At 71.3% G+C, this 26,128-nt stretch carries 25 protein-coding genes; 10 read left to right on the top strand and 15 right to left on the bottom strand.

Annotated features, from left to right (window positions below; translation table 11 throughout):
* Positions 1-92 precede the first annotated feature (92 nt).
* Entirely contained in the window at positions 93-1,622 is a 1,530-nt protein-coding gene (locus tag BHU06_RS16015; protein WP_254668187.1) for a class I adenylate-forming enzyme family protein, read from the top strand.
* Here the strand turns inward: BHU06_RS16015 and BHU06_RS16010 are convergent.
* The gene (locus BHU06_RS16010; protein WP_070400206.1) at positions 1,582-2,973 is read right to left on the bottom strand and encodes an MFS transporter; all 1,392 of its coding nucleotides are present in this window, start codon (positions 2,971-2,973) and stop codon (positions 1,582-1,584) included. The genes BHU06_RS16015 and BHU06_RS16010 overlap by 41 nt on opposite strands.
* 58 nt (positions 2,974-3,031) lie before the next feature.
* Here BHU06_RS16010 and BHU06_RS16005 point away from each other — a divergent pair, with 58 nt between their 5' ends.
* The gene (locus BHU06_RS16005) at positions 3,032-3,889 is read left to right on the top strand and encodes a M48 family metallopeptidase (protein ID WP_070400325.1); all 858 of its coding nucleotides are present in this window, start codon (positions 3,032-3,034) and stop codon (positions 3,887-3,889) included.
* 3 nt (positions 3,890-3,892) lie between these two features.
* Here BHU06_RS16005 and BHU06_RS16000 read toward each other — a convergent pair whose 3' ends face one another.
* From BHU06_RS16000 to BHU06_RS15990, 3 genes are all read right to left on the bottom strand, one after another.
* Entirely contained in the window at positions 3,893-4,534 is a 642-nt protein-coding gene (locus BHU06_RS16000) for an MBL fold metallo-hydrolase (RefSeq protein WP_070400205.1), read from the bottom strand.
* Positions 4,535-4,537: 3 nt separating this feature from the next.
* The gene (locus BHU06_RS15995; RefSeq protein WP_070400204.1) at positions 4,538-5,551 is read right to left on the bottom strand and encodes a fumarylacetoacetate hydrolase family protein; all 1,014 of its coding nucleotides are present in this window, start codon (positions 5,549-5,551) and stop codon (positions 4,538-4,540) included.
* Between the two features lie 66 nt (positions 5,552-5,617).
* On the bottom strand, positions 5,618-6,409 hold the full coding sequence (locus BHU06_RS15990; protein ID WP_070400203.1) for an exodeoxyribonuclease III: 792 nt from the start codon (positions 6,407-6,409) through the stop codon (positions 5,618-5,620).
* Between the two features lie 14 nt (positions 6,410-6,423).
* On the opposite strand from BHU06_RS15990, the gene pyrE reads away from it, so the two are divergent.
* Both pyrE and BHU06_RS15980 read left to right on the top strand, forming a co-directional pair.
* Positions 6,424-7,122, top strand: a complete 699-nt coding sequence (gene pyrE / locus BHU06_RS15985; protein ID WP_070400202.1) for an orotate phosphoribosyltransferase — start codon at positions 6,424-6,426, stop codon at positions 7,120-7,122.
* Positions 7,123-7,136: 14 nt separating this feature from the next.
* Entirely contained in the window at positions 7,137-7,799 is a 663-nt protein-coding gene (locus tag BHU06_RS15980; RefSeq protein ID WP_139147089.1) for a DUF4124 domain-containing protein, read from the top strand.
* A 40-nt stretch (positions 7,800-7,839) separates the two neighbouring features.
* On the opposite strand, the gene gatB is transcribed toward BHU06_RS15980, so the two are convergent.
* From gatB to gatC, 3 genes are read right to left on the bottom strand one after another with little or no spacing between them, the layout of a single operon-like run.
* Positions 7,840-9,297 carry an Asp-tRNA(Asn)/Glu-tRNA(Gln) amidotransferase subunit GatB gene (gatB, locus tag BHU06_RS15975; RefSeq protein ID WP_070400201.1) on the bottom strand — a complete coding sequence of 486 codons (1,458 nt, stop codon included), beginning with the start codon at positions 9,295-9,297 and terminating at the stop codon, positions 7,840-7,842.
* A 2-nt stretch (positions 9,298-9,299) separates the two neighbouring features.
* Positions 9,300-10,838 (bottom strand): Asp-tRNA(Asn)/Glu-tRNA(Gln) amidotransferase subunit GatA, encoded by a 1,539-nt coding sequence (gene gatA / locus BHU06_RS15970; RefSeq protein WP_070400200.1) that lies wholly within the window; start codon positions 10,836-10,838, stop codon positions 9,300-9,302.
* Positions 10,835-11,134, bottom strand: a complete 300-nt coding sequence (gene gatC, locus BHU06_RS15965; RefSeq protein WP_070400199.1) for an Asp-tRNA(Asn)/Glu-tRNA(Gln) amidotransferase subunit GatC — start codon at positions 11,132-11,134, stop codon at positions 10,835-10,837. The genes gatA and gatC overlap by 4 nt, the downstream gene beginning before the upstream one ends.
* 270 nt (positions 11,135-11,404) lie before the next feature.
* Here gatC and BHU06_RS15960 point away from each other — a divergent pair, with 270 nt between their 5' ends.
* Genes BHU06_RS15960 through mrdA form a run of 4 tightly spaced genes read left to right on the top strand, consistent with a single transcriptional unit; the run spans position 11,405 to position 15,955 of the window.
* Positions 11,405-12,448, top strand: coding sequence for a rod shape-determining protein (locus BHU06_RS15960; protein WP_009519392.1), 1,044 nt, complete (start codon positions 11,405-11,407; stop codon positions 12,446-12,448).
* A 27-nt stretch (positions 12,449-12,475) separates the two neighbouring features.
* Entirely contained in the window at positions 12,476-13,441 is a 966-nt protein-coding gene (gene mreC, locus BHU06_RS15955) for a rod shape-determining protein MreC (RefSeq protein ID WP_070400198.1), read from the top strand.
* Positions 13,438-13,968: a rod shape-determining protein MreD gene (gene mreD / locus BHU06_RS15950; RefSeq protein WP_070400197.1), complete on the top strand. Its 531-nt coding sequence runs from the start codon at positions 13,438-13,440 to the stop codon at positions 13,966-13,968. Before mreC ends, mreD begins: the two co-directional genes overlap by 4 nt.
* 16 nt (positions 13,969-13,984) lie before the next feature.
* Positions 13,985-15,955 carry a penicillin-binding protein 2 gene (gene mrdA, locus BHU06_RS15945; protein ID WP_070400196.1) on the top strand — a complete coding sequence of 657 codons (1,971 nt, stop codon included), beginning with the start codon at positions 13,985-13,987 and terminating at the stop codon, positions 15,953-15,955.
* Positions 15,956-16,009: 54 nt separating this feature from the next.
* Here the strand turns inward: mrdA and BHU06_RS15940 are convergent, their stop codons facing one another.
* The 6 genes from BHU06_RS15940 to BHU06_RS15915 all read right to left on the bottom strand — a co-directional run bounded on the left by BHU06_RS15940 (position 16,010) and on the right by BHU06_RS15915 (position 20,944).
* A complete protein-coding gene (locus BHU06_RS15940; RefSeq protein ID WP_217494352.1) occupies positions 16,010-17,368 on the bottom strand; it encodes a hypothetical protein in 1,359 nt (452 codons plus the stop codon).
* The gene (locus tag BHU06_RS15935) at positions 17,365-18,087 is read right to left on the bottom strand and encodes a hypothetical protein (protein ID WP_139147088.1); all 723 of its coding nucleotides are present in this window, start codon (positions 18,085-18,087) and stop codon (positions 17,365-17,367) included. The genes BHU06_RS15940 and BHU06_RS15935 overlap by 4 nt, the downstream gene beginning before the upstream one ends.
* A gap of 138 nt (positions 18,088-18,225) precedes the next feature.
* Positions 18,226-18,984, bottom strand: coding sequence for a TSUP family transporter (locus BHU06_RS15930; protein WP_070400193.1), 759 nt, complete (start codon positions 18,982-18,984; stop codon positions 18,226-18,228).
* A 27-nt stretch (positions 18,985-19,011) separates the two neighbouring features.
* Positions 19,012-20,103, bottom strand: coding sequence for an ACR3 family arsenite efflux transporter (arsB, locus tag BHU06_RS15925; RefSeq protein WP_070400192.1), 1,092 nt, complete (start codon positions 20,101-20,103; stop codon positions 19,012-19,014).
* 4 nt (positions 20,104-20,107) lie between these two features.
* A complete protein-coding gene (locus tag BHU06_RS15920) occupies positions 20,108-20,611 on the bottom strand; it encodes an arsenate reductase ArsC (protein ID WP_070400191.1) in 504 nt (167 codons plus the stop codon).
* A 12-nt stretch (positions 20,612-20,623) separates the two neighbouring features.
* Positions 20,624-20,944, bottom strand: coding sequence for a helix-turn-helix transcriptional regulator (locus BHU06_RS15915; RefSeq protein ID WP_070400190.1), 321 nt, complete (start codon positions 20,942-20,944; stop codon positions 20,624-20,626).
* A 292-nt stretch (positions 20,945-21,236) separates the two neighbouring features.
* On the opposite strand from BHU06_RS15915, the gene BHU06_RS15910 reads away from it, so the two are divergent.
* Entirely contained in the window at positions 21,237-22,502 is a 1,266-nt protein-coding gene (locus BHU06_RS15910; RefSeq protein WP_070400189.1) for an ammonium transporter, read from the top strand.
* Entirely contained in the window at positions 22,499-22,825 is a 327-nt protein-coding gene (locus BHU06_RS15905) for a hypothetical protein (RefSeq protein ID WP_070400188.1), read from the top strand. The genes BHU06_RS15910 and BHU06_RS15905 overlap by 4 nt, the downstream gene beginning before the upstream one ends.
* Before the next feature lie 27 nt (positions 22,826-22,852).
* On the opposite strand, the gene BHU06_RS15900 is transcribed toward BHU06_RS15905, so the two are convergent.
* Positions 22,853-24,514 (bottom strand): GMC family oxidoreductase, encoded by a 1,662-nt coding sequence (locus tag BHU06_RS15900; RefSeq protein WP_070400187.1) that lies wholly within the window; start codon positions 24,512-24,514, stop codon positions 22,853-22,855.
* A 6-nt stretch (positions 24,515-24,520) separates the two neighbouring features.
* Positions 24,521-26,038, bottom strand: a complete 1,518-nt coding sequence (locus BHU06_RS15895; protein ID WP_070400186.1) for a CoA-acylating methylmalonate-semialdehyde dehydrogenase — start codon at positions 26,036-26,038, stop codon at positions 24,521-24,523.
* Positions 26,039-26,128 lie beyond the last annotated feature (90 nt).

Genomic DNA, 26,128 nt, shown 5'->3' with positions numbered 1-26,128 from the left:
CGCGGGATGAACCGGCCTTGCGCTGCACGTAAAGTTGGGTAAATCATGGTGCTCTCCATGTCCGCCGCCCGGTGACCATCCCCGCCCCCGCCATGCCCCTGTCCATGCCGACGACCGCCGCCGACACCCTGGACGCGCTGCTCGCGCAACGCGCCCAGATCCATCCCCGCCACCTCGCTCTGCGCTGGGACGGCGGCGATCCGCAGTGGCAGTCCCTCGATTACGCCACGCTGGCGCAGCGCGCCCGGGTGCTGGCGCAGGCCCTGCCCGTGGAGCGCGGCCTGCGCGTGGCCTGGCTGGGTTTCAACCACCCCGCACAGATCGCCCTGCTGTTCGCACTGGCCCGGCGCGGCGCCCTGCTGGTGCCGCTGAACCACCGCCTGGCGCCCGCCGAATGGGCCGCCGTGCTGAACGACAGCGCCCCCGTGTTGCTGGTGCACGACGAGGCCTTTGCCGAACCGGCCCGCGCGCTGGCCGCCGCGCACGGCCTCGCGGCGATGCCCGTGGAGGCCCTGGAGAGCGGCGACGAGCCGCCCACCGAGCCCCCGGACGGCCACACGCCCCACGAGGGCGGCCCGGACGACCCGGTGCTGCTGGTCTACACCTCGGGCACCACCGGCCAGCCCAAGGGGGCGGTCCACACCCAGGCCAACCTGCTCGCCAACATTGCCATCGCCGCGCAGGTGCAGGAGATCACCGAGCGGGACACGGTCCTCACCGCGCTGCCGCTGTTCCATGTGGGCGGCCTGTGCATCCAGACGCTGCCCGCGCTTTCGAGCGGCGCCACCGTGCTGCTGCACCGCCGCTTCGACCCCGGCGCCGTGTTCGACGCCCTGGCCGCCTCGCGCCCCACGCTGACGCTGCAGGTGCCCGCCACGCTGCAGGCCCTGGTGCAGCACCCGCGCTGGGCCCGGGCCGACCTGTCCTGCCTGCGCGCCCTGTGGGCGGGCTCCAGCCTGCTGCCGGCCGACCTGCTGCGGGCCTGCCACGCGCGCGGTCTGCCGGTGTGCAACGTCTACGGCAGCACCGAGACCGGCCCGTTCTCCATCGCCCTCGGCCCGGCCGAGGCCATGGACCACGTGGGCTCCTGCGGCTGGCCCGCGCCGGGCGTGGAGATCCGGCTCGTCGGCGCCGATGGGGAGCCCGTGGCGCGCGGCCGCGTGGGCGAGATCTGCGTGCGTGGCCCCAACGTGGTGGGGCTGTACTGGCCCGACATCGCCGCGCTGGACGCCGAGGGCTTCTTCCACAGCGGCGATCTGGCGCGCCAGGACCCCGACGGCAGCTACGTGGTGGTGGGCCGCGCCAAGGACATGATCATCTCGGGCGGCGAGAACATCTACCCGGCCGAGATCGAGCAGCTGCTGGCCGAGCACCCCTGGGTGGCCGAGTGCGCCGTGGTGGGCCGCCCCGATGAGCGCTGGGGCGAGGCCTGCGTGGCCGTGGTGGTGCTGCGCGAGACCGCCCCCGAGGACTGGCAGAGCGGCGTGTCCGCCGCGCTGGAGGGCCGCCTGGCGCGCTACAAGTGGCCGCGGTACTGGCACCGCGTCGACGCCTTGCCGCGCACCGCGCTGGGCAAGGTCGTCAAGCCGGCGATCCGGGCCTGGCTGGTGAGTCAGCGCTAGGGGCCGCCGCGGCAGCGGACGGCGCCGGCAGCCAGCGCGTGGCCAGCCAGATCAGCAGCAGCACCGGCAGGCCCAGCAGGGCCGTGCCGATGAAGAAGGGCGTGTAGCCGAAGTGGTCGACGAAGGCGCCCGAGTACCCCGCCACCCACTTCGGCGCCAGCAGCATCATGGAGCTGAACAGCGCGTACTGCGTGGCCGAGTAGCTCACGTTCGTGAGGCCGGAAAGGAAGGCGATGAAGGCCGCGGAGGCCACGCCCGCGCTCAGATTGTCGGCCGAGATGACCAGGATCAGCGCCGCCAGGCTCGCCGTCTGGCCGGAGAGCCAGGCGAACAGCAGGTTGCTGGCGGCCGACAGCACCGCGCCCAGCATGAGCACGCGCATCACGCCCAGGCGCATGGACAGCGCGCCGCCGATGAAGGCGCCCAGCAGGGTCATGATGACGCCGTAGACCTTGCTCACCGCGGCCACCTGGTCCTTGGTGTAGCCCATGTCCACGTAGAAGGGGTTGGCCATGATGCCCATCACCACGTCGCTGATGCGGTAGACGCCGATCAGCGCCAGCACCAGCACCGCGTGCTTGCCGTAGCGGCGCAGAAAGTCGGCGAAGGGCTCGATCAGGGCGGTGCGCAGCCACTCGCGGAAGTCGCGCGCGGGCGGCAGCTCCACGCGCACGGGTTCGCGCGAGAACAGCACGGTGAGCACGCCCACGGCCATGCTGGCGGCCATCGCCAGGTAGGCCGTGGACCAGGCGCCTTGCTGGTAGCCACCGCCCGCGGTTTCGGCGCGCGCGGCCAGCCACAGCACGCCGGCGCCGGCCCAGATCATGGCCAGGCGGTAGCCCGTCTGGTAGGTGGCGGCCAGCGCGCCCTGGCGCTGGGTGTCGGCCGATTCGATGCGAAAGGCGTCCAGCGCGATGTCCTGCGTGGCCGAGGCGAAGGCCACCGCCAGGGCGCACCAGACCACGGCGTCCAGCCCGGCGCGCGGGTCGACCAGCGCCATGCCCACCAGCCCCGCCACGATGGCCAGTTGCGACAGCAGCAGCCAGCTGCGGCGCCGCCCCAACGCGCGCGTCAGCAGCGGGATCGGCAGCCGGTCCACCAGCGGCGCCCAGCACCACTTGAAGCCGTAGGCCAGGCCCACCCAGCTCAGGTAGCCAATGGTGGTGCGGTCGATGCCGGCCTCACGCAGGCGAAAGCTCAGCGTGCCCAGCACCAGCAGCAGCGGCAGGCCGGCCGAGAAGCCGAGCGCGAACATGCGCAGGCTGGCGGGTTCGAGGTAGACGCGCAGCGTCTGGGCCCACGACAGGCGTTGATCGGCGGCGGGCGTGGGCGGGTGGGCGTCGGTCGGCATGCGATGGATGGTGGAAGGCCGTCACGCAGGCGCGCGCGGCTTTGCCTATTATTCGCCCATGTGCTTCCTCTGCGACCTCAAGACCCGTGACCCCGCCCCGCCCCGCGCCGAAACGGTGTGGTCGGCGCGCCGCGCCTTCGTGCTCGCCGCCGGTGCGGCCGCCGCCGCGCCGGCGCTCGCGCAGGTCGACGTCGGGCAAGGCTCGGCCCTGCGCAACCTGGTGCCCGCCGAGGAGCTGGAAAACGCCGCCACCCAGCAGTACGGCCAGATGATGGCCGAGGCCAAGGCCAAGGGCGCGCTGGTGGCCGGCGGCGACCCGCAAGTCCTGCGCTTGCGCAACATGGCGCGGCGCCTCATTCCGCATTCGCCGCAGTGGAACAAGCGCGCCACGCGCTGGCAGTGGGAGGTCAACCTCATCCGCAGCGAGCAGATCAACGCCTTCTGCATGCCCGGCGGCAAGATCGCCTTCTACACCGGCATCCTCGACAAGCTCAAGCTCAGCGACGACGAGGCCGCGATGATCATGGGCCACGAGATGGCGCACGCCCTGCGCGAACACGCGCGCTCGCGCGTGGCCAAGACCAACGCCACCGGCATCGGGCTGTCCATCGCCGCGCAGCTGCTGGGGCTGGGCCAGCTCGGCGACGTGGCGGCCAACCTGGGCACGCAGCTGCTGAGCCTGAAGTACAGCCGCGACGACGAAACCGAGGCCGATCTGGTGGGCCTGGAGCTCGCGGCGCGCTCGGCCTACCAGCCGCGCGCGGCCGTCACGCTGTGGCAGAAGATGGCCGCGGCCGGCGGCGGCGCGGCGCCGGGCTTCCTGTCCACCCACCCGACAGGCCCGGAGCGCATCCGCCAGCTCGAGGCCAACGTGCCCAAGGTGCAGGGCCTGTACGAACAGGCCCGCAAGGGCTGAGGTTCAGGCCCGCTCGCCCACGAAGGGGTTGGAGCGCCGCTCCTGCCCGAAGCGGCCCTCGGGCCCGTGCCCGGGGATGAACACCGTCTCGTCCCCCATGGGCCAGAGCCGCTCGCGGATGCTGGCCAGCAGTTGCGCGTGGTTGCCGCCCGGGAAGTCCGTGCGGCCGATGCTGCCCACGAACAGCACGTCGCCCACGAAGGCGCGCTGCGCGTCCTTCGAATGGAACACCACATGCCCCGGCGTGTGGCCCGGGCAGTGGCGCACCGCGAGTTCACACCGGCCGATGCGCACCGTGTCGCCATCGTGCAGCCAGCGCGTGGGCGTGAAGGTCTCCGCCGGCGGGAAGCCGAACATCGCGCCCTGCTGCGGCAGGGCGTCGATCCAGAAGCGGTCGCCCTCGTGCGGGCCCACGATGGGCAGCGACTGGCGCCGCGCCAGCTCGGCCGTGGCGCCCGCGTGGTCGATGTGCGCGTGCGTGAGCCAGATGGCCTTGAGTGCGACGCCCAGGCGCCGCGCCTCGTCCAGCAGTGTGTCCAGGTCGCCGCCCGGGTCGATGACGGCGGCCTCCATCGTCTCGTCGCACCAGACGATGGAGCAGTTCTGGGCAAAGGCGGTGACGGGAATGGTGCGGTAGCGCAGCATCGCTCAGCGCCTCCCTCGGACGTCGACGCGCTGGTCGATGGCGCCGAACAGGGCGTCGGACGGGTCCGCGCCAACCGCCTCGATGGTGACGCGGTCCCCGTGGCGCAGGTAGCGCGGCAGATCGGCCTCGGGCGCGCCACCCAGCTGCGCCCGCACGCGGGCCTCGGTGATGCAGGCGCTGCCCGAGCGCGGGTCGGCGTTGCTGATCGTGCCGGCGCCGACGATGCTGCCCGCGCCCAGGTCGCGCGTGCGCGCCAGGTGCTCGATGATCTGCGGGAAGTTGAAGACCGTGTCCTCGTTGGCCGCGGGCTCGCCGAACCAGTCGCCGTTGAGGCGGATGCGCACCCGCAGGTCGGGCATGCCGTCCTTCCAGGCGGCGCCCAGGGCCGCGGGGGTCAGCGCAATGGGGGCGAAGCTGGTGGCCGGCTTGCTCTGGTAGAAGCCGAAACCCTTGGCCAGTTCGCTGGGAATGAGGCCCCGCAGCGAGACGTCGTTGAGCAGCACGACCAGGGCGATGCAGCCGCCCGCCTGGGCCGCCGTGGTGCCCATGGGCACGTCCGTCGTCACCACAGCGATCTCCGCCTCCAGGTCGATCTGGTGCGCCTCGTCGACCGCGACGATGGGGTCTTCGGGACCGATCATCCCGTCCGAGCCGCCCTGGTAGACCAGGGGTTCTTCCTCGTAGCGCGGCGGAATAGGCTCCTGGCGCCACTGGTAGATCAGGCGGGCGTGGTTGCGGTAGACCGAGGCGTCGGCCCACTGGAACGCGCGGGGCAGCGGGGCCATGCAGGCGGACGCCTCGAACGGCGCCGCCGCGGCCCAGCCGCTGGCGTCCAGCCCGCGCCGCTGCTGGTCCAGCGCGGGGGCCAGGGCGGCCCAGTCGTCGAGCAGGGCCTGCAGGGTGCGGGCGGGGCCCGCGGCCGGCGCCCAGCGCCGGGCGTCGGGGCTGACGAGCATGAGTTCGCCGTCGCGGGTGCCGTTCTTTCGCGTGGCCAGGCGCAGGGGGAAGTCGGTCATGGGTAGCTTGTCTTTGATCGGGGCATGCGCGCACCGCGGGCCGGCGGCCCGGGCGCGGTGGCCCTCTCAGAGCGTGAAGTCGTAGCCGATGGTGATCGGCGCGTGGTCCGAGAAGCGCTGCGCCTTGTAGATGGCCTCGGTGCGCGCGTGCGCGGCCATCGCCGGCGTGGCCAGGTGGTAGTCCAGCCGCCACCCCACGTTGTTGGCCCAGGCCTGGCCGCGGTTGCTCCACCACGTGTAGCAGGCGTCGGTGGTGTCGGGCTGCAGCTGGCGGTAGACGTCGATCAGGCCCACCTCGGCGAACAGCTGGGTCATCCAGGCCCGCTCCTCGGGCAGGAAGCCGCTGTTCTTCTGGTTGCTGCGCCAGTTCTTCAGGTCGTTCTGCGTGTGCGCGATGTTCACGTCGCCACAGAGGATGAATTCGCGCTGGGACTTGAGCGTCACCAGGTGCGGGAAGAAGGCCGCCAGGAAGCGGTACTTGGATTCCTGCCGCTCGGGGCCGGACGAGCCGCTGGGGAAGTACACGCTGATGATCGACAGCTTGCGCTTGGGCGTGTCGAAGCGCAGTTCGGTGTAGCGGCCCTCGTCGTCGAACTCGTGCGTGCCGAAGCCGGTGAGCACCGCGCTCGGCTCGTGGCGCGTGAAGACAGCCGTGCCCGCGTAGCCCTTTTTCTGCGCGAAATGGAAGTGGCCGCGCATCCCGGCCAGTTCCTCGAAGCGACCGGCCACATCGGCCGCCTGGGCCTTCACTTCCTGCATGCAAATACAATCCGGCGCACTTTTCGCCAGCCAGTCTTCGAGGCCTTTGGTGGTGGCCGAGCGGATGCCGTTGAGGTTGAGGCTGGTCAGATTGAACACAAGGAAGTCCTCATATGGTGATGGCAGGCGCGGCCGATGAGCCGCTGGCCCAGGCGTTCGTGAAGTTCTGCGTCGAGGCCGGCGCACTGAAGTTCGGCGAATTCAAGACCAAGGCCGGGCGCCTTTCGCCCTATTTTTTCAACGCCGGCCTGTTCGACGACGGCGCCAAGCTGGGCCGGCTCGCGGCATTCTATGCACGCGCGCTGCTCGACAGCGGCGTCGCCTTCGACATGATCTTCGGCCCGGCCTACAAGGGCATCCCGCTGGGCGCGGCGGTGGCCATCGAGCTCGCCCGCCTGGGCCGCAACGTACCCTTTGCCTACAACCGCAAGGAAGCCAAGGACCACGGCGAAGGCGGTACCCTGGTGGGCGCGCCGCTGCAGGGCCGCGTGCTGATCGTCGACGACGTGATGAGCGCCGGCACGGCCGCGCGCGAGTCCATCGCCCTGATCCGCGCCGCCGGCGCCACGCCGAGCGCCGTGGCCATTGCGCTGGACCGCCAGGAGAAGGCCACCGAGCCCGGCCCCGACGGCGTGGTCCGCGACGTCGATCACAGTGCCGTGCAGTACGTGCAACGCCAGCTAGGCCTGCAGGTCTGTTCGATTGCGAAGCTCGATGATTTGCTTCAGTATCTGACCGCCCAGGCGGGCGGCGAGGTCGCGGCGCACCGCGACCGCGTGCTGGCCTACCGGGCCCGCTACGGCGTGAACTGACCAACCCCATCACCATGAACCGCCTGCCGCTGCCGATGTCCCTGCCCCGCCGCCACCGACTCGCTGGCGCGGCGGCCCTGCTGCTGCTGTCGCTGGGCGCGCAAGCGCAGAACAACGCGCAGTCCATCTACACCTGCACCGACAGCAAGGGCCGGCGCATCACCTCCGACCGCCCCATCGTCGACTGCCTGGACCGCGAGCAGCAGCGCCTGGGCCGCACCGGCACCGTGCGCGAGGTGATCCCGCCCAGCTACACGCGCGAGGAGCGCGAGAAGGTCGAAGCCAAGCGCCGCGCCGAGCAGGAAGAGCAGGCCCGCGTGCAGGAGGAGCGCCGGCGCGAGCGCGCGCTGCTGATCCGCTACCCCAACCAGGGCGTGCACGACAAGGAGCGCCAGGAGGCGCTGGCGCAGATCGACGACGTGATCGCCGCCGTGCACAAGCGCGAAGCGGCCCTGATCGAACAACGCAAGGGCATCGCGCAGGAGCTGGAGTTCTACCAGGGCGACCTGACCAAGGCCCCGCTGTGGCTGCGGCGCAAGGTCGAGGACAACGACAAGCAGATGGACGTGCAGAAGCGCTTCCTGGTCGACCAGACGCAGGAGAAGCAGCGCGTGAACGCGCGCTTCGACGAAGAGCTGGCCAAGCTCAAGCAGCTCTGGGCCGCGCAGAGCCGCTGAACCGGCCCCCGGCCACGCACAGCGGCCTCGGCGGGAGGTCTCACCCCAGTTTCTGGCGCAGCAGCTCGTTCACCTGCTGCGGATTGGCCTTGCCCTTGCTGGCTTTCATGGCCTGGCCCACCAGGGCGTTGAAGGCCTTGTCCTTGCCGGCGCGGAACTGGGCCACCATGTCGGCGTTGGCGGCCATCACCTCGTCGATGATCTTCTCGATCGCGCCGCTGTCGCTGACCTGCTTGAGGCCCTTGGTCTCAATCACCGCGTCCACCTCGGCGCCTTCGCCCGTCCACAGCGCATCCATCACCTGCTTGGCCGCGTTGTTGGACACCGTGCCGTCGGCGATGCGCTGGAGCAGGGCGGCGAGCTGCGCCGCGCTCACGGGCACGTCGGCGATGCCCTTCTCTTCGTTGTTGAGCCGGCGCGAGACCTCGCCCATCACCCAGTTGCTGGCCATCTTGGCCTGGCCGCTGGCCTGGGCCGCGGCCTCGAAGTAGGCCGCCATCGCCGGGCTTTGCGTCAGCGTGGTGGCGTCGTACTCGGGCAAAGCGTACTGCTGCACGAAGCGCTCGGCCATGGCGCGCGGCAGCTCGGGCATGGCGGCCTTGACCTCGGCCACCCAGTCGCGCGCCACCACCAGCGGCGGCAGGTCGGGGTCGGGGAAGTAGCGGTAGTCGGCCGCGTCCTCCTTGGTGCGCATGGCGCGCGTCTCGCCCGTGTCGGGGTCGAACAGCACCGTGGCCTGCTCGATGGCGTGGCCGTCTTCGATCTGTTCGATCTGCCAGCGCACCTCGTAGTCGATGGCCTGCTGCATGAACTTGAACGAGTTCAGGTTCTTGATCTCGCGGCGCGTGCCCAGCGGCGCCCCGGGCTTGCGCACCGAGACGTTGGCGTCGCAGCGGAACGAGCCCTCCTGCATGTTGCCGTCGCAGATGCCGATCCAGGTGACGATCTTGTGCAGCTCCTTCGCGTAGGCCACGGCCTCGGCGCTGGAGCGGATGTCGGGTTCGGTCACGATCTCCAGCAGCGGCGTGCCCGCGCGGTTGAGGTCGATGCCGCTCTGGCCGATGAAGTCCTCGTGCAGGCTCTTGCCGGCATCTTCCTCCAGGTGCGCGCGCACCAGGCGCACGGTTTTCTTTTCGTCGCCCAGGTAGAAGCTGACCGCGCCGCCCTGCACCACCGGGATCTCGTACTGGCTGATCTGGTAGCCCTTGGGCAGGTCGGGGTAGAAGTAGTTCTTGCGCGCGAAGACGCTGCGCTCGGCGATGTGCGCGCCCACGGCCAGGCCCAGGCGGATGGCGCAGGCCACGGCCTCGCGGTTCATCACGGGCAGGGTGCCGGGCAGCGCCAGGTCAACCGCGCTGGCCTGGGTGTTGGGCTCGGCGCCGAAGGCGGTGGCCGCGCGGCTGAAGATCTTGGACCGCGTGGCCAGTTGGGTGTGCGTCTCGAAGCCGATGACGACCTCGTAGCCGTGCACCAGCAGGGAAGGGCTTGCTTTGCTCATGGTCAGTACCCCGCGGGGGCGTGCGTGTGCCAGTCCGTGGCCTGCTGGAGGGCGTGCGCCACCTGCAGCAGCTCGGCCTCCTTCAGGTAGTCGCCGACGAGCTGCAGGCCGACGGGCAGGCCGCTGGTGGCGCCGAGCCCGGCCGGCACGCTCATGCACGGCAGGCCCGCGAGCGAGGCGGGCAGGGTGTAGATGTCCGCCAGGTAGGCGGCGACCGGGTCGTCGGCCAGTTCGCCGATCTTCCAGGCCACCGTGGGCGCAACCGGCCCGGCGATCAGGTCGCACTCGGCGAAGGCGGCGCGGAAATCCTGCGCGATGAGGCGGCGGATCTGCTGGGCCTTGAGGTAGTAGGCGTCGTAGTAGCCGTGGCTCAGCACATAGGTGCCGATCATGATGCGCCGCTGCACCTCGGCGCCGAAGGCCTCGCTGCGCGACTTCTTGTACATGTCGAGCAGGTCGTCGTACTTCGCGGCGCGGTGGCCGAACTTCACGCCGTCGTAGCGGCTGAGGTTCGAGCTCGCCTCGGCGGGCGCGATGATGTAGTACGCCGGGATGGACATCTCGGTCCGCGGCAGGCGGATGCGGCGCAGGCTGGCGCCGAGCGCCTCGAGCTGCTTCAGCGCGCCCGACACCTGCAGGGTGACGTCGCCGGACACGCGCTGGTCCGTGGTCGGCGCGTCGTCCGCCCAGTTCATCCATTCCTCGGGGATGCCGATGCGCAGGCCCTTGAGCGGCTGCGCGGCGCTGGCGCCGTCGCGCCCTTCGCCCCAGGCCGTGCCCAGCAGGCGGCCGTAGTCCTCGGCCGGGTGGTCCAGGCTGGTGGAATCGCGGTCGATGTCGGGCCCGGCCATGGCCGTGAGCAGGGTGGCGCAATCGGCCGCGCTGCGCGCCATGGGGCCGGCCTGGTCCAGGCTGGACGCAAAGGCCACCATGCCGTAGCGCGAGCAGCGGCCATAGGTGGGCTTGATGCCGGTCACGCCGCAGAAGCCGGCGGGCTGGCGGATGGAGCCGCCGGTGTCGGTGCCGGTGACGGCGGGCGCCAGGCGCGCGGCCACGACCGCGGCGGAGCCGCCCGACGAGCCGCCCGGCACGCGGGCCGGGTCCCAGGGGTTGCGCGCGGGGCCGAAGGCGGAGTTGTCGTTGCCCGAGCCCATGGCGAACTCGTCGCAGTTGAGCTTGCCCAGGGTCACCGCGCCCTGCTGCCCGAGCCGGGCCACCACGGTGGCGTCGAAGGGGCTGCGGTAGCCCGCCAGCATCTTCGAGCCGGCGGTGGTGGGAAAGTCGCGCGTGACGAAGATGTCCTTGTGCGCGATCGGCACGCCCAGCAGCGGCGTGCGCTCGCCGGCGGCGATGCGCGCGTCGGCGGCCCGGGCCTGGGCCAGCGAGACCTCTTCGTCGACCGCCAGGTAGGCGCCCAGGGCCTCGTGCTGTTTCGCGCGCGTCAGCAGGTGCCGCGTCGCCTCGGTGCTGCTGGTCTTTTTGTCGGCAATGGCCTGGGCCAGCTCGGCCACGCCCATCTGGTGCAGATCCGGCGCGCTCATTCGATCACCTTCGGCACCAGAAACAGGCCGTTTTCCACGGCCGGGGCGCTCTTCTGGTTGGCCTCGCGCGCGTTCGGCTCGCTCACCACGTCGGGGCGCAGGCGCAGGGCCACGTCCTCCATCACGGCGGTGGGATGGGCCAGGGGCTCGACGCCGGCGGTGTCGACGGCCTTCATGCGCTCGACGATGTCGAAGAAGCCGTTGAGCTGGCCAAGCAGGCGCTCGCTGTGCTCGGCGTCGAGTTCCAGGCGCGCCAGGTGGGCGATGCGCCCGATGTCGTTGAGAGTCAGGGACATGGTGCTGGGGGATGAGGGGACCCGCGCCGCCAGGGCGGCTCGGGCCTGCAACCGGATGCAAAACGGCCCGTTTGAGGGGCAAACAGGCCTGTTTTGATGCGGTTGTACACAGGCGTTCGGGTATTATCCTGCGTTCAGCGGAGCCGGCCTTTGGGCCCGGTTTTCGCCACCGAATCAATCACTTAGCCCCGATGCCCCGGTCCGACCCCGGCCCCACCCCCGGCTGCACGCGTGCGCGTGAGCTGACGCATCCCACAGGATTCACCCACCATGTTTGAAGCGTTCCGTCGGAGTTTCTCGACCGACCTGGCCATCGACCTCGGCACCGCCAACACCCTCATCTACGTGCGCAACAAGGGCATCGTGCTCGACGAGCCCTCGGTCGTGTCCATCCGCCACGAAGGCGGTCCCCAGGGCAAGAAGACCATCCAGGCGGTGGGCCGCGAAGCCAAGGCCATGCTCGGCAAGGTGCCCGGCAACATCGAGGCCATCCGCCCGATGAAGGACGGCGTGATCGCCGACTTCACCGTCACCGAGCAGATGCTCAAGCAGTTCATCAAGATGGTGCACCCGCGCTCGATGTTCAAGCCGAGCCCGCGCATCATCATCTGCGTGCCCTGCGGCTCCACCCAGGTAGAGCGCCGCGCCATCCGCGAATCGGCCCTGGGCGCGGGCGCCAGCGAGGTCTACCTGATCGAGGAACCCATGGCCGCGGCCATCGGCGCCGGCCTGCCGGTCTCCGACGCCTCGGGCTCCATGGTGGTCGACATCGGCGGCGGCACCACCGAGGTGGGCGTCATCAGCCTGGGCGGCATGGTCTACAAGGGCAGCGTGCGCGTCGGCGGCGACAAGTTCGACGACGCCATCATTGCCTACATCCGCCGCAACTACGGCATGCTCATCGGCGAACCCACGGCCGAGGCCATCAAGAAGGAAATCGGCTCGGCCTTCCCGGGCTCCGAAGTGCGCGAGATGGAGGTCAAGGGCCGCAACCTCTCCGAGGGCGTGCCGCGCAGCTTCACCATCAGCTCCAACGAGGTGCTGGAAGCCCTCACCGAACCGCTCAACCAGATCGTCAGCGCGGTCAAGAACGCGCTGGAGCAGACCCCACCCGAACTCGGCGCCGACATCGCCGAGCGCGGCATGATGCTCACCGGCGGCGGCGCCCTGCTGCGCGACCTGGACCGCCTGCTGGCCGAAGAAACCGGCCTGCCGGTGCTGGTGGCCGAGGAGCCCTTGACCTGCGTGGTGCGCGGCTGCGGCATGGCCCTGGAGCGCATGGAGCGCCTGGGCACGATCTTCACCAGCGAATAAGGGCCGCGTTCCGCGCGGCGAGCCGCCATGCCACTGGGCACGCTGGACCGCACCCCACCGCCGTTCTTCAAGCAGGGCCCCTCTGCCCTGTCCAAGCTGATCGTGTTCAGCGCCGTGGCGCTGTTCCTGATGGTGGCCGACCTGCGCTTTCGCGTGGCGCAGCCCGTGCGCGCGGCGCTGGCCACGGCGCTGTACCCCGTGCAGTGGGCGGTGCTGCAGCCCGTGCAACTGGTGGGCGCGGCCGGCGGTTATGTCACCAGCCTGCACACGGCCCAGCAGAACGAGGCCGACGCCGTGCGCCGCCTGGCCGACCAGGCCGCGCGCAGCCTGCAGGTGGACCAGCTGATGAATGAAAACCAGCGCCTGCGCGAACTGCTGTCCATGCGCGAGCGCGTGAAGGCCGGGGCGATCGGCGCCCAGGTGGTCTACGACGCCGCCGACCCGTACTCGCGCCGCGTGGTCATCGACCGCGGCCAGACGCATGGCGTGGTGGCCGGTGCGCCGGTGATCGACGAGTCGGGTGTGCTGGGCCAGGTGACGCGCGTGTACCCGCTGATCGCCGAGGTCAGCCTGCTGGTGGACCGCGACCAGGCCATCCCCGTGCTCGACGTGCGCTCCGGGGTGCGCAGCGTGGCCTACGGCCAGCCGGCCAGCGACGGCGACGGCCTGGAACTGCGCTACACCCTGGCCGAGACCGACATCCGCGAAGGCGACCTGCTCACCACCAGCGGCGTGGACGCGGTGTACCCGCCCGGCCTGCCGGTGGCGCGCGTCACCACCGTGGAGCGCCAGAGCGGCTCGTCCTTCATGCGCATCCGCGCCGAGGCCCTGGCCCGCATGGACGGCGCGCTGCACGTGCTGGTGCTGGAGCCCGCGGGCGCGCAGCTGCCGCCGCCCCCCGCGGCCGCACCCGCCGCGGACGCCACCCAGACCGGCCCCGTGCCGGGCGCCAAGGCCGCCGGCCGGCCCGGCCGTCAGGGGTCCCGGCCATGATCATGCGCCCTGGCCAGCAGCTGCTGCTGCCCGCCAACCCCGTCTTCATCTGGTTCAGCCTGATCTGCGCGCTGGCGCTGAACATGCTGCTCAACATGGGCCTGTTCGGCCGCGCCGCCTGGGTGCCCGACCTGCTCGCGCTCAGCCTGGTGTTCTGGTGCGTGCACCAGCCGCTGCGCATCGGCGTGGGCACGGCCTTCTTCTTCGGCCTGGTCATGGACGTGCACCAGGGCGCCCTGCTCGGCCAGCACGCCTTGTCCTACACCGTCATGGCCTTCGGCGCCGTGGCCATGCACCGGCGGCTGCTGTGGTTCCCGGTGCCGGCGCAGTCGCTGCAGGTGCTGCCGCTGTTCGTGGCGGCACACCTCATCGGCATGGTGGTGCGCCTGCTGGCCGGCGGCAGCTTCCCGGGCTGGCCCTACTTCCTTTCGCCGCTGTTCGAGGCCATGCTCTGGCCCGTGGTGACGGTGATGCTGCTGGCCCCCCAGCGCCGCGCACCCGACCCGGACGACAACCGCCCCCTCTGACCCCGAAGGCTCGGCCATGACGGAGTTGCGCAACGTCGACGCGGACATCTGGCAGTTCCGCCAGCGCGTGATCGTGATCGCGCTGACGGTGCTGTTCGCCTTCGGCCTGATCGTGGCGCGCATGACCTGGCTGCAGGTGACCCGGCACGAGGAGTTCATGGCCCAGGCCGAGAGCAACCGCACGGCGGTGCTGCCGGTGGTGCCCAACCGAGGCCAGATCGTCGACCGCGAGGGCCGCGTACTGGCCAGCAACTACTCGGCCTACACGCTGGAGATCACGCGCTCGCAGGTCGAGGACCTCGACGAGACCATCGCCGGCCTGCGCGAGCTGGTGGACATCTCCCCGCGCGACGAGCGGCGCTTTCGCAAGCTGCTGGAGGAATCGCACCGCTTCGACTCCCTGCCCATCCGCACCCGGCTGAGCGACGAGGAGGTGGCGCGCTTCACGGCCCAGCGCTACCGCTTCCCCGGCGTGGAAGTGCGCGCGCGGCTGCTGCGCCACTACCCCATCGGCGAAACCGCCAGCCACGTGATCGGCTACATCGGCCGCATCAACCAACGCGAGAAGGAGCTCATCGCCGACTGGCCCGAGGAAGACCAGGCCAACTACCGCGGCACCGAGTACATCGGCAAGCTCGGCGCCGAGCAGCAGCACGAGCAGACCCTGCACGGCACCACCGGCTTCGAGCGGGTGGAGACCTCGGCCGGCGGGCGCGCGGTGCGCTCGCTCGCGGCCACGCCGCCCACGCCAGGCGACACCGTCGTGCTCACCATCGACGCCAAGCTGCAGAACCTGGTCGAGACGCTGTACGGCGAGCGCCGGGGCGCCCTGGTGGCGATCGACCCGCGCAACGGCGAGGTGCTGGCCCTGGTCTCCAAGCCCACCTTCGACCCCAACCTCTTCGTCGAGGGCATCGACGTGGACAACTGGCGCGCGCTCAACGAGTCCATCGACAAGCCGCTGCTCAACCGGGCCCTGCGCGGCACCTACCCGCCGGGCTCCACCTACAAGCCCTTCATGGCCATGGCCGCGCTGGAGACCGGCGCGCGCAAGGCCGAGACCGCCATCAACGACCCCGGCTACTGGATGCTGGGCAACCACCGCTTCCGCAGCCATGGCGACGGCGGCCTGGGCGCGGTGGACATGCGCCGCGCCATCATCAAGTCGAGCAACGTTTACTTCTATTCGCTGGCCAACGAGATGGGCGTGGACGCCATCCACGACTTCATGAAGCCCCTGGGCATCGGCCAGCTCACGGGCATCGACCTCAAAGGCGAGGTGCGCGGCGTGCTGCCCAGCCAGCAATGGAAGCGCGACACCTACAAGCGCCCCGAGGCCCAGCGCTGGTACGCGGGCGAGACCGTTTCGCTGGGCATCGGCCAGGGCTACAACAACTTCACCATGCTGCAGATGGCCAACGCCATGGCCACCCTGGCCAACGGTGGCATCAAGCGCACGCCGCACCTGTCGCTGGCGCGGCGCAACCCGCTCACCGGCCAGGTCGAGCCGCTGCCCACGGCGCCAACCGAGAACCTGAACTTCAAGCCCGAGCACGTGCGCGTGGTGCTCAGCGCCATGCAGGCCGTCACCACCGAGGGCACCTCGGCGCGCGTGTTCTCGGGCGCCGGCTACACCAGCGGCGGCAAGACCGGCACGGCGCAGGCTGTCACCATCGGCCAGCGCGAGCGCTACGACGCCCGCAAGCTCGAAGAGCACCAGCGCGACCACTCGCTCTACCTCGCCTTCGCGCCGGCCGACGAGCCGCGCGTGGCGCTGGCGGTGATCGTGGAGAACGCCGGCTTCGGCGCCGCCGCGGCCGCGCCCATCGCGCGCCGCGTGTTCGACTACCTGTTGCTCGGCCAGTACCCGAGCGAGCAGGACATCGCCGCCCTTCAGGCCGGCGGGGGTGGCCCGCCCATCGGCACGCCGCGGCGCGTGAGCGACGTGGTCTGGCCACCCGAAGTGCCCGCGGCCACGGCGCCCTGAGGCCGCGCCAGCGGCGCGGGCGCCAACCCGGCCCGCCAGGGCGGGCCCCCCGCCTCAGTCCAGGAAGCGCGGGCGCTCGTCGACGCGGCGGCGCTCCTGCGTCTGCTGGTCGAACACCGCCTGCGCCGCGGCGGACGTGGGCGCGCCGGCCATGCGCCGGTCCAGGCAGGTCTGGGGCGTGAGCCCGCCCGGGTTGCAGCGGCTTTCCGAGGCCTGCACGCAGCGCGCCTGGGCCGCGCGGGCTTCCCGGTTGGCCTGGCACTGGCGGGACAGCTCGCCCCACTGTGACTCCCAGGCCGCTTCCCTGGCCTCGAATTCGCGCGCCTCGCGCTCGCGCGCCCGGCGCGCTTCCTCGCGGTTGCGCTCGCGTTCGCGTTCGCAGCGCGCGTCGCAGGGCGAGTTGTCCACGCGCGTCAGCAAGGGGCCGATGTCGCGCCACGGCCGGCCCGGCATCGCCTTGCAGCGGGCCTCGTCGGGGCCCTGCGGGTCGGGGCATTGCTGGCGCCGGCAGGCCTGCACGGGCGCCAGCTCCTGGCGGCAGGCCGCCTCGGACGCCTGGCGGAAGGCCTCGACCAGGCGCGCGTGCACACGGCGCACGTCGGGGGCGTCGGCCGCCTTGTCCAGGGCATCGGCGTGGGCCAGATCGGGTTTGTCCGGCTTGGGCTTCTTCTCGCAGTACGCCGACTGCGGCGTCTTCTCGCAGAACGCCTGCAAGGCGCTCGCCAGCGCGCTGGCGCTGGCCGAGCTGCGCGGGCAGATGATCAACTCCGTCAGCTGGATGCCCCCGCGCATGGCGTCCTTCGCGTCGGCCGGCGACAGGTGGCTTCGCCCCTCCCTGGCGCACCAGCCCTGCTGCCCCATGGTCAGATCGCCGCTCGGGAGCCGGCTGGAGCCGCCGCTGATGATGAAGCGCGACCAGTCGGGGCTGCCCGGCACGTTGAACGAGACCTTGCCATCGGGCCGCACGGGCGCGCCCGTGTCCAGATCGACAGCCAGGATCGCCCCGCCCTTGCCGATGAAGAGGCCCAGGCCGTAGACCATCAGCTCGCTGCGCCGGGCGGCCCGCTCCAGCGGCGCGGGCAGCAGCTCCACGGGAAAGCCCCGGACCTCTTTGCCCACGCGGATCTTCACCGAGCTGATGGTCCACACGAGCCCGGCGTTGGCCACCGGCTCGCCCATCAGCGTCGTGAGCTTCCAGCGGACCTCGTGGATGCCGCAGACCTCGGGCACGTCCGGGGTAGCGCTCTTGAAGCACTCCACCCGGGCCAGGCCGCCGCCGGGGCGCAGCGTGCCCTGGCCGCCGATCTCGGCCGCCCGGGCCGGCGCGCCGCCCAGCCCCAGCAGCGCCAGGCCCGCCAGCGCCGCGCCGAGGGCGAACCGGCGCCCGCGGCGCCCCATGGGCCCGCCGCTCATTGCTGCCGCGACCTCATGCCTTCGAGCACCGACCCGCTGCCCGAATGGGTCCGGTACTTGCGCTCGCCAGAGAAGGATTCGCGCTTTTCCTGCAGCAGGTTGCCCTGCCAGGTCACCGTGCAGGTGATCTCCTGGTGGTCGCGCCAGGCGGGGTGGTTGATGAAGCCCGTCTGGCACGAGCAGTCGAGGTTGCGCGCACTGGGCGCGTAGCGCTCGATGCGGGCCTCGGCGCGCTCGCAGCCGTCGTCCAGGTCGTCGGTGTTCCACCAGGTGGTCTTCACGTCCACCCAGGCCGCGTCGAGCGCGGCGCGCTGGCGCGCGGCTTCGTCGGCCGTGGCCTTGCCCGCCTGGGCGCTGGTGTAGAGCTGCAGCGCCTGGCTGTAGTACTTGCCCTTGGTGCCGTGCACCCGCAGGTAGCGCTCCAGGCGCTCCAGGGCGGCGGCGTGCTGGCCCGTGGCCTGCAGGGCGCGGCCGTAGTGGTAGTCAAAGTTGGCCGGCATGGGCACGCCGGTGGCCTCGGCGGCCTTGAGCGCGGCGGCCGCCTTGGGCCAGTCGGCCTTGCCGCCTTTGTCCTCCTTCTCCATTTCGCCGGAGGCCAGTTGCAGCTGGCGGTCGGCCTCGACGGTCGGTGGCAGGCCCTGGGCGGTGGCGGCGCCCGTCCACAGCAGCGTGGCGGTCAGGCAGGCAAGCAGAAGGCGCGGGAGGCGGGCGTGTTGCATGGCGGACAGGATCTCCATCGTCGAAGGCGGACCAACCCGCCCTGGCCTTGGCATCGGCGCACGGGCGGCCAGCTTGATACTAGGCAGGGTTTCCCAGCACGCGAATAGTGCAGATGCACCAAGAACCGGGCCGGACCGCTAGCGCAGCCAGGCGTCCCAGGTGGTCTTGAGGATCAGCGCCCCCACCACCCCGATGAACACCCAGCGCACGAAGCCGCTGCCGTGCTTGAGGGCCAGCCGGGTGCCGGCCAGGCTGCCCACCACATTGGCCAGGGCCATCACCAGGGCGTAGTGCCACCACACATGGCCTTTGAGCGCGAACAGCAGCAGCGCCGCCAGGTTGGACGCCGTGTTCAGCAGCTTGGCGCTGGCGCTGGCGTGCAGGAAGTCGAAGCCCAGCCAGCGCACGAACAGGAAGACGAAGAAGCTGCCGGTGCCCGGGCCGAAGAAGCCGTCGTAGAAGCCGATGACCGCGCCCATCAGGCAGGCCGCCGCCGTCAGCCGGCGCCCGGCGAAGGCCGGGTCGTGCGCGTGACCCAGGTCCTTGCGCGCCAGGGTGTAGAGCAGCACCGCGCCCAGCACGAAGGGCAACGCGCGGCGCAGGAAGTCGGGCGAAACCACGGTGACCGTCCAGGCCCCCGCCATGGCGCCGGCGAAGGCCATGGCCGCCGCCGGCAGCAGCGCGCGCCAGGGCATGTCCACGCGCCGCGCGTACTGCACCGTGGCCGCCGCCGTGCCCAGCACGGCCGCGCCCTTGTTGATGCCGAACAGCGTGGCCGGGTGGGTGTGGGGAAAGACCGCGAACATCGCAGGCACGAGGATCAGCCCGCCCCCGCCCACGATCGAGTCCACGAAGCCGGCCAGCAGCGAGGCGGCCGAGACGAGCAGCAGTTCCATAACGGCGGCGATTGTCGCCGCCCGCGCTCAGGCGCCGCGCCGCCCCGCCGCGCCCCGCTCGTACCAGGCCTGGCTGCGGTTCACGGCGGCCACCACGGCCAGCATCACCGGCACCTCGATCAGCACGCCCACCACGGTGGCCAGCGCCGCGCCGGACTGGAAGCCGAACAGGCCGATGGCCGTGGCCACCGCCAACTCAAAGAAGTTGCTGGCGCCGATCAGCGCCGACGGCCCCGCCACGCAGTGCGCCACGCCGAGCCGGCGGTTGAGCCAGTAGGCCAGCCCCGAGTTGAGCAGCACCTGGACCAGGATGGGCACCGCCAGCAGGGCGATGACCAGGGGCTGCCCCAGCAGGGCCTCGCCCTGGAAGCCGAACAGCAGCACCAGCGTGAGCAGCAGCGCGCCGATGGACAGCGGCCCCAGCCGCGACACCACCGCCTCGAAGCGGGCCTGGCCGCGCCGCCACAGCGCCCGGCGCCAGACCTGGGCCAGGGCCACGGGCACCACGATGTACAGCCCCACGGAGATGAGCAGCGTGTCCCAGGGCACGGTGATGGACGACAGCCCCAGCAGCAGCGCCACGATGGGCGCGAAGGCCACGACCATGATGGCGTCGTTGAGCGCGACCTGCGACAGCGTGAAGTACGGGTCGCCGCGGCAGAGCTGGCTCCACACGAACACCATGGCCGTGCAGGGCGCGGCCGCCAGGAGGATCAGGCCGGCCACGTAGCTGTCGAGCTGGTCCGGCGGCAGCCAGGGCGCGAAGGCGTGGCGGATGAACAACCAGCCCAGCAGCGCCATGGAAAAGGGCTTGACGGCCCAGTTGACGAACAGGGTGACGCCGATGCCCCGCGCGTGCGCGCGCACCTGGCCCAGGGCGGCGAAGTCGATCTTCAGCAGCATCGGGACGACCATCACCCAGATGAGCGCGCCCACCACCAGGTTCACCCGGGCCAGCTCCAGCGCGGCGATGGCCTGGAACAGACCGGGCAGCAGCCGCCCGAGCGCCACGCCGGCGACGATGCACAGCGCGACCCAGAGGCTCAGGTAGCGCTCGAAGAAACCGATGGCGGGCGCGGCGCCCGGTGGCGCCGACAGGGCGCTGTCCTGCAGGGCCATGGGTTCAGTCCTTGGCCAGCGCGCGCGCCGAGTCCTGCAGCGCCAGGCGGTCCAGGGCGCTCGCGGGCAGATTGACCAGCAGCTCAAGCCGTCGGCGGATGGCCAGCAGGGTCTGCCGGAAAGCGTCGAGCCGCTGCTCGGGCGACCCCTGCACCGAAGAGGGGTCGGCATAGCCCCAATGGGCCGTCGCCGGCTGGCCGGGCCAGTAGGGGCAGGTTTCGCCCGCGGCGTTGTCGCAGACGGTGATGACCAGGTCCATGGGCGGCGCGTCGGGACGGCCGAATTCGTCCCAGCCCTTGCTGCGCAGCCCCTCGGTGGCGATGCCCGCGCGCCGCAGCACCTCCAGGGCCAAGGGGTGGGGCTGCTGGTTGTCGCGCGGGCGGCTGCCCGCCGAATAGGCCTGGAAGCGGCCCTTGCCGAGGTGGTTGAGCGTGGCCTCCGCCAGGATGCTGCGGGCGGCGTTGTGCGTGCACAGGAAGAGCACGTTCAGGGGAGCGGGTGAGGTCATGGCGGTGAACGATCAGCAAGCGCAGGACGGGCTGTCCACGGCGCATGGCGCGCCCTGGCAGCAGTTCTCGGTGAGGTAGGCCAGCAGGCCGTTCATGTGCGCGTAGACCGCGCGGTAGATGAGGTTGCGCCCCTCGCGCTGCTGCGTCACCAGGCCGGCGTTCGCCAGCTCCTTGAGGTGAAAGGACAGCTTGGTGGCGGCGATGTCGAGCCGCTCGGTCATGGCGCCGGGCGTGAGGCCTTGGTCGCCGGCCGCGACCAAGGCGCGGAAAACGCGCAGGCGGTGCTCGTGGGCCAGCGCGGCGAGGGATTGAATGGCAGTGGGCTCGTCCATCCTTCAATAATACAAGAATTATTGAATTAAAAGCAAAGCCACCAAAAGAAAAAGCCGACCTTTTGGGTCGGCTCTTCCAGTCGTGTAGTGCGCCGGTGCGGCACGTCCGGCAGTGCCGGTATGGGTTGTCTCCTCGGTCTCCAACGACCCGGATACCCCTAGGGAGCACCAGGCAACTCGGAGACTGTAGCCGCTTGCACCGCCCGGGTGCATCGGGGCTTTCCCTTGCTTCCCCGCGACCGCTGGCACAGGAAATGCAAAACGCCGCCCACCACCACCTGGGACAACAGCCATGCCAGAAGACATCAGCGGCCCCGCCCTGGCGGCCTTGGACAGCCTCTCGGGCGCCGACACCGCCTGGGTCATGGTGAGCACCGCCCTGGTGCTGCTCATGACCCTGCCGGGCATCGGCCTGTTCTACGGCGGCATGGTGCGCCGCTTCAACGCCCTCAACACCATGGCCAGCGTGATGGCGATCGCCGCGCTGGTGAGCGTTCTGTGGTTTGCGATCGCTTACTCACTGGCTTTTACGCCCGGTGGCGAGCTGGGGGGCTTCATCGGCGGGCTCTCGCGCGCCGGCTTTGCCGGGCTGGGCTACTTCGGCCCGGACGGGCAGGTGGCGGTGAGCCACCTCGCGCCGCGGCTGCCGGAGTCGGTGTTCGCCCTGTTCCAGCTCAGCTTCGCCGTCATCACCTGCGCCCTGGTGGTGGGCGCCCTGGTGGAGCGCATGAAGTTCGGTGCCCTGCTCGGTTTCGCCGGCCTGTGGCTGCTGCTGGTCTATGCGCCGATCGCGCACTGGGTCTGGGAACCCGGGGGCTGGCTGGCCCAGCTCGGTGCGCTGGACTTCGCCGGCGGTGCCGTGGTGCACATCAACGCCGGCGCGGCCGCCCTGGTCTGCGCCTACGCGCTGGGTCCGCGCCAGGGTTATGGGCGCGAGCCCTTCCTGCCCTTCAACCTGGGCCTCACCATGGCCGGCACCGGCCTGCTGTGGGTGGGCTGGTTCGGCTTCAACGGTGGCTCGGCCCTGGCGGCGGACGGCCGTGCGGGCCTGGCGATGGTGGTGACGCACATCGCCGCGGCGGCCGGCGCCCTGGCCTGGATGCTGGCCGAGTACGCGGCGCGTCGGCGCGCCACCCTGCTGGGCCTGTGCTCGGGCGTGGTGGCGGGGCTGGTGGCCATCACGCCGGCCGCCGGTTTCGTCGGCCCGCGCGCGGCCCTGCTCATCGGCGTGGCGGCGGGCTTCGCCTGCTACTGGGGCGCCACGGGGCTCAAGCGCCTGCTGCGCGCCGACGACTCGCTCGACGTCTTCGGCGTGCACGGCGTGGGCGGGCTGGTGGGCGCGCTGCTCACCGGCGCGCTGGCCGACCCGGCCATCTCGGGCCAGCGGGGCAGCCTGCTCACCCAACTCATCGCCTGCGTGGCGGTGCTGGGCTACAGCCTGGTGATGACCACCGTGGTGCTGTTCATCGTCTCGCGCTTCGCCGGCCTGCGCGTGGGCGCCGACGCCGAGCGCCAGGGCCTGGACGCCGCCCTGCACAACGAGAGGCTGGGCGGGTGAGCGGCAGCAGCGAGCTGTTCGCCATCGCGGCGCACCTGCACGTGCAGCTGCGGCGCAAGACCGGCCGGGTCATCGACACCGAATGGCTGGCCACCAACGCCGAGTACGCGCGCGCCATCGTGCGCTTCACGCGCGAGCGGGCCGCCGCCGAGGGCCACGCGGATCTGCTGCCCTGGGCCGACAAGCTGGAGGCGGCCATCGTGGCCATGGGCGCGGCGCCGCGCAAGACGCTGCTGGACGTGGCGGCGGAGGCGCTGCGCGCCGCGCCCGGCCCGGCGCCCTCGGGCGAGCAGCCCCACAAGTACGTGGGCGGTTTGCGCTGAGGCGCAGCCGGTCCGCCGCCGTCGGACTCAGGCGCCTTCGCGGATCCAGCGCGCGGCCTTCTCCGCGATCATCAGCGTGGGGCTGTTGGTGTTGCCGCTGGTGATGGTGGGCATCACGCCCGCGTCCACCACGCGCAGGCCGGCCACGCCGCGCACGCGCAGGTGGCTGTCGACCACGGCGCTGTCGTCGTCCGCGCGGCCCATCTTGGTGGTGCCCACGGGGTGGAAGATGGTGCTGGCGATGTCGCCGGCCAGGCGCGCGAGCTCCTCGTCGCTCTGGTACATCGTCCCGGGCTTGAACTCCTCGGGCCGGTACTTCGCCAGCGCGGGCTGGGCCACGATGCGCCGCGTCACGCGCAGGCTGTCGGCGGCCACGCGGCGGTCCTCCTCGGTGGCCAGGTACAGCGGCGCGATGGCCGGTGCGGCCTCGGGGTCGGCGCCGGTGATGCGCACGTGGCCCCGGCTGGTGGGGTTGAGGTTGCACACGCTCGCGGTGAAGGCCGGGAAAGCGTGCAGCGGCTCGCCGAAGGCGTCCAGGCTCAGCGGCTGCACGTGGTACTCCAGGTTGGCGTGCGGCTGCGAAGGATCGCTGCGCGTGAAGGCGCCGAGCTGGCTGGGCGACATGCTCATGGGCCCGCTGCGCGACAGCGCGTACTGCAGGCCGATGCGCGCCTTGCCCCACAGCGAGTTGGCCAGCACGTTGAGCGTGGGCGCGCCCTGCACCTTGTAGACGGCGCGGATCTGCAGGTGGTCCTGCAGATTCTCGCCCACGCCGGGCAGTTCGTGCAGCACCTCGACGCCGTGCTGGCGCAGCAGCCCGGCCGGGCCCAGGCCCGAGCGCTGCAGCAGCGCGGGCGAGCCCACGCTGCCGGCGCTCAGCACCAACTCGCGCGCGGCGCCCACGCGGACCCGCTCGCCGCCCCGGCGCAGCTCGGCGCCGGTGCAGCGCAGCGCGCCGTCGGCCCCGCGCTGGAACAGCAGGCGCTCGGTCAGGGTTTCGGTCCACACCGTGAGGTTGGGCCGGTGCTGCACCGGGCGCAGGAAGGCCTTGGACGCGTTCCAGCGCCAGCCGGCCTTCTGGTTCACCTCGAAATAGCCCACGCCCTCGTTGTCGCCGCCGTTGAAATCGGCCGTGGCGGGCACGCCAGCCTGCTGCGCGGCCAGGGCAAAGGCGTCGAGGATGTCCCAGCGCAGGCGCTGCTTTTCCACGCGCCACTCGCCGGTGCTGCCGCGCCGGCGATGGCCGTGCAGGGCGGCGAAGGCCTCTTCTTGCGTGGCGTCCAGGCGGTGGTGGTCTTCGTGCGCCATGAAGTCGGGCAGGCAGGCGTCCCAGCGCCAGGCGTCGTCGCCCGTGGCCTCGGCCCAGTGCTCGTAGTCGCGCCGCTGGCCGCGCATGTAGATCATGCCGTTGATGCTGGAGCAGCCGCCCAGGGTCTTGCCGCGCGGGTAGCGCAGGCGCCGGCCGTTGAGGCCGGGGTCGGGCTCGGTCTGGTAGCACCAGTCGGTGCGCGGGTTGCCGATGCAGTAGAGGTAGCCCACCGGGATGTGGATCCAGTGGTAGTCGTCCTTGCGGCCGGCCTCCACCAGCAGCACGCGCTTCGTGGGGTCGGCGCTCAGGCGGTTGGCGAGCAGGCAGCCCGCCGTGCCGGCGCCGATGACGATGAAGTCGAAGCCGGTGTCGCCGCTCATGGCCGTTTACTTCGCGGTGGGCATCACGAATTCGGCGCCCTTGCCGATGCTCTCGGGCCAGCGCTGCATGATCGACTTCTGCTTGGTGTAGAAGCGCACGCCCTCCTCGCCGTAGGCGTGCATGTCGCCGAACAGGCTCTTCTTCCAGCCGCCGAAGCCATGCCAGGCCATGGGCACGGGGATCGGCACGTTGATGCCCACCATGCCCACCTGGATGCGGCGCGCGAACTCGCGCGCCACGTTGCCGTCGCGCGTGAAGCAGGAGACGCCGTTGCCGAACTCGTGCCGGTTGATGATCTCAACCGCCTGCGCGAAGTCGGGCACGCGCACGCAGCTGAGCACCGGGCCGAAGATTTCTTCCTTGTAGATGCGCATGTCGGTGCCCACGTGGTCGAACAGCGTGCCGCCCATCCAGAAGCCCTGCTCGCAGCCCTTGCCCGCCGCGGCGCCGGTAAAGCCCCGGCCATCCACCAGCAGCTGGGCACCCTCCTTCACGCCCGCGTCGATGTAGCCGCTGATGCGTTGGTGCGCGGCGGCCGTGACGATGGGGCCCATCTCGGCCGCGAGGTTCATGCCGTCCAGCACCTTGAGCGCTTTCGTGCGCTCGACCAGCTTCGGCATGATCTGGTCGGCCACGTCGCCCACCAGCACGGCCACGCTGATGGCCATGCAGCGCTCGCCCGCGCTGCCGTAGGCCGCGCCGATGAGCGCGTCCACCGCCTGGTCGAGATCGGCGTCGGGCATCACCACCATGTGGTTCTTGGCGCCGCCCAGGGCCTGCACGCGCTTGCCGTGGCGGGCGCCGGTCTCGTAGATGTAATTCGCGATGGGCGTGGAGCCGACGAAGCTGATGGCCTTCACGTCGGGGTGCACCAGCAGCGCGTCCACCGCCTCCTTGTCGCCCTGCACCACGTTGTAGACGCCGTCGGGCAGCCCGGCCTGTTTCAGCAGCTCGCCCATGAAGAGCGAGGCCGAGGGGTCGATCGGGCTGGGCTTGAGCACGAAGCTGTTGCCCGCGGCGATGGCCACCGGGAACATCCACATGGGCACCATCACCGGGAAGTTGAAGGGGGTGATGCCCGCGACCACGCCCAGCGGCTGGCGCAGGGTCCAGTTGTCCATGCCCGTGGAGACCTGGTCGGTGAAGTCGCCCTTGAGCAGCTGCGGGATGCCGCAGGCGAATTCGATGATGTCGATGCCGCGCGCCACCTCGCCCTGGGCGTCGGTGAACACCTTGCCGTGCTCGGCCGTGATGAGGCGCGCGAGCTCGTCCTTGTGCTGGTTCACCAGTTCGAGGAACTTGAACATCACGCGCGCGCGGCGAATGGGCGGCGTGTCGGCCCAGGCCGGGAAGGCGGCCTGGGCGGCGGCCACGGCGGCGTCCACATCGGCGGCGTTGGCCAGGGCCACGCGGCCGGTGACCGCGCCGGTGGCGGGATTGGTCACGTCCTGCACGCGCGCGGACGTGCCGGCGGCGGCGCGGCCGCCGATGAAGTGGGTGATGGCGCTGGGGTTCGTGGTCATGGCGGCGGGGCGTGGGCGGTGAAGAAGCGGTCCAGTCTAGGCAGAGGGCCCGGCCGCGCCTAGGCCCTGGGCTTGAACGTTTTGTTTGCC

Source organism: Hydrogenophaga sp. PML113, assembly GCF_001777155.1.
Lineage (GTDB): Bacteria > Pseudomonadota > Gammaproteobacteria > Burkholderiales > Burkholderiaceae_C > Hydrogenophaga > Hydrogenophaga borbori.
This window is presented reverse-complemented; position numbering and strand designations above follow the sequence as displayed.

Bases quoted from the DNA above. Each gene is read 5' to 3' on its own strand.
- BHU06_RS16015 (WP_254668187.1), top strand. From the start codon at position 93: ATGCCCCTGTCCATGCCGACGACCGCCGCCGACACCCTGGACGCGCTG.
- BHU06_RS16010 (WP_070400206.1), bottom strand. From the start codon at position 2,973: ATGCCGACCGACGCCCACCCGCCCACGCCCGCCGCCGATCAACGCCTG.
- BHU06_RS16005 (WP_070400325.1), top strand. From the start codon at position 3,032: ATGTGCTTCCTCTGCGACCTCAAGACCCGTGACCCCGCCCCGCCCCGC.
- BHU06_RS16000 (WP_070400205.1), bottom strand. From the start codon at position 4,534: ATGCTGCGCTACCGCACCATTCCCGTCACCGCCTTTGCCCAGAACTGC.
- BHU06_RS15995 (WP_070400204.1), bottom strand. From the start codon at position 5,551: ATGACCGACTTCCCCCTGCGCCTGGCCACGCGAAAGAACGGCACCCGC.
- pyrE (WP_070400202.1), top strand. From the start codon at position 6,424: ATGGTGATGGCAGGCGCGGCCGATGAGCCGCTGGCCCAGGCGTTCGTG.
- BHU06_RS15980 (WP_139147089.1), top strand. From the start codon at position 7,137: ATGAACCGCCTGCCGCTGCCGATGTCCCTGCCCCGCCGCCACCGACTC.
- gatB (WP_070400201.1), bottom strand. From the start codon at position 9,297: ATGAGCAAAGCAAGCCCTTCCCTGCTGGTGCACGGCTACGAGGTCGTC.
- gatA (WP_070400200.1), bottom strand. From the start codon at position 10,838: ATGAGCGCGCCGGATCTGCACCAGATGGGCGTGGCCGAGCTGGCCCAG.
- gatC (WP_070400199.1), bottom strand. From the start codon at position 11,134: ATGTCCCTGACTCTCAACGACATCGGGCGCATCGCCCACCTGGCGCGC.
- BHU06_RS15960 (WP_009519392.1), top strand. From the start codon at position 11,405: ATGTTTGAAGCGTTCCGTCGGAGTTTCTCGACCGACCTGGCCATCGAC.
- mreC (WP_070400198.1), top strand. From the start codon at position 12,476: ATGCCACTGGGCACGCTGGACCGCACCCCACCGCCGTTCTTCAAGCAG.
- mreD (WP_070400197.1), top strand. From the start codon at position 13,438: ATGATCATGCGCCCTGGCCAGCAGCTGCTGCTGCCCGCCAACCCCGTC.
- mrdA (WP_070400196.1), top strand. From the start codon at position 13,985: ATGACGGAGTTGCGCAACGTCGACGCGGACATCTGGCAGTTCCGCCAG.
- BHU06_RS15940 (WP_217494352.1), bottom strand. From the start codon at position 17,368: ATGAGCGGCGGGCCCATGGGGCGCCGCGGGCGCCGGTTCGCCCTCGGC.
- BHU06_RS15935 (WP_139147088.1), bottom strand. From the start codon at position 18,087: ATGCAACACGCCCGCCTCCCGCGCCTTCTGCTTGCCTGCCTGACCGCC.
- BHU06_RS15930 (WP_070400193.1), bottom strand. From the start codon at position 18,984: ATGGAACTGCTGCTCGTCTCGGCCGCCTCGCTGCTGGCCGGCTTCGTG.
- arsB (WP_070400192.1), bottom strand. From the start codon at position 20,103: ATGGCCCTGCAGGACAGCGCCCTGTCGGCGCCACCGGGCGCCGCGCCC.
- BHU06_RS15920 (WP_070400191.1), bottom strand. From the start codon at position 20,611: ATGACCTCACCCGCTCCCCTGAACGTGCTCTTCCTGTGCACGCACAAC.
- BHU06_RS15915 (WP_070400190.1), bottom strand. From the start codon at position 20,944: ATGGACGAGCCCACTGCCATTCAATCCCTCGCCGCGCTGGCCCACGAG.
- BHU06_RS15910 (WP_070400189.1), top strand. From the start codon at position 21,237: ATGCCAGAAGACATCAGCGGCCCCGCCCTGGCGGCCTTGGACAGCCTC.
- BHU06_RS15900 (WP_070400187.1), bottom strand. From the start codon at position 24,514: ATGAGCGGCGACACCGGCTTCGACTTCATCGTCATCGGCGCCGGCACG.
- BHU06_RS15895 (WP_070400186.1), bottom strand. From the start codon at position 26,038: ATGACCACGAACCCCAGCGCCATCACCCACTTCATCGGCGGCCGCGCC.